The 1,099-nt window shown below is 69.1% G+C and carries 3 protein-coding genes; all 3 read left to right on the forward strand.

The features are described 5' to 3' along the window. Positions 1-318: hypothetical protein (locus tag DYS74_RS18765; protein WP_121535066.1), on the forward strand; the 318-nt coding region annotated here is incomplete at its 5' end. 92 nt (positions 319-410) lie between these two features. Further along, the gene (locus tag DYS74_RS18415) at positions 411-647 is read left to right on the forward strand and encodes a hypothetical protein (protein WP_121535067.1); all 237 of its coding nucleotides are present in this window, start codon (positions 411-413) and stop codon (positions 645-647) included. Between the two features lie 2 nt (positions 648-649). Continuing rightward, positions 650-1,093, forward strand: a complete 444-nt coding sequence (locus DYS74_RS18420) for a hypothetical protein (RefSeq protein WP_121535068.1) — start codon at positions 650-652, stop codon at positions 1,091-1,093. The last annotated feature ends 6 nt before the right edge of the window (positions 1,094-1,099 follow it).

Genomic DNA, 1,099 nt, shown 5'->3' on the forward strand with positions numbered 1-1,099 from the left:
GGCATCAATGCCGAGCTCTTGCCGGTGATCGGCGTGGTGACGCCGCAGGAGCGGGTGGCGCCGCTGACGCTCAAGCAGGCGCAGCGCACGCTGCGGCTGCAGGTGGTGGCCAAGCGCCTCGGCGCGGCCGAGCTCGAGGACGAGATCGACCTCGATGCCGACGCGATCGAGGCCTGCGTGACGGCCGCGATGCTGGCCGAGGGCATCCGCTGCCTGCCCGAGGACATCACCACCACGCTCAACGGCGAGGGCGAGCAGCGGATCGGCACCGTCGTCGTGAGCTTCGGGATCGAGTACCGCCGCCCGATCGGCGGCTGAGGGCGAAAGCTCCTTGCCCCGGCCGCAATTCCGCGGCCGGGGCGTTCCGGGGCCCCGCCGGCGTGCGGGGCCTCGTCATTTGAGGAGGCGAGATGCCGAAAGTCACCAACCTGGGGAAGGGCGATGTGACCCTTCCGAGCGGCCACAGGCTGCCCGCCGGCAAGGCGGTCGAGATCGACCAGTCCGTGCTGGACATCGTCGACAACCGCAACGTCCTGCGCGGCCGGCTGGCCGCGAAGACGATCGAGATCACCGGGACCGCGGCCACGGCTGCCGCCCCGGCGAAGACCGCAACGCCCGAGACCTCGGGCACTGAGAAGAAAGGCTGACCATGACCAACATGACCTATATCGGCGCCACCATCGAGGTGGCCGCGGGCAAGCCCGCCACGATCGACGCCACGGGCTTCGGCTCGATGAGCTTTGCCGAGGTCGGCGAGATCCTCGAATGGGGCGAGATCGGCGACACCTCGGAAGACTCGACCGAGACCACGCTGAAGGGCCGGGTGCTGCACACCAACGGCGCGGTCGACGGCGGCACCTCGGACTTCACCTTCCTGCGCAGCGACAGCTCCGATGCCGGTCGGGATCTGCTGATCGCGAAGAACAACACCAACGACGACGTGTCCTTCAAGATCACCGACCCGGACGGCGAGATCTCGTATTTCCACGGCAAGGTCGCGAATGTGCGCGACCGCGCGCGCTCGGCCTCGACGCAGAAGGGCATGAGCGGGCAGGCCCGGATCAACTGCGCCGTCGTGCGCGTCGCCGCCTGACACAGG

Source organism: Paenirhodobacter hankyongi (genome assembly GCF_003664585.1).
Classification (GTDB): domain Bacteria; phylum Pseudomonadota; class Alphaproteobacteria; order Rhodobacterales; family Rhodobacteraceae; genus Rhodobacter; species Rhodobacter hankyongi.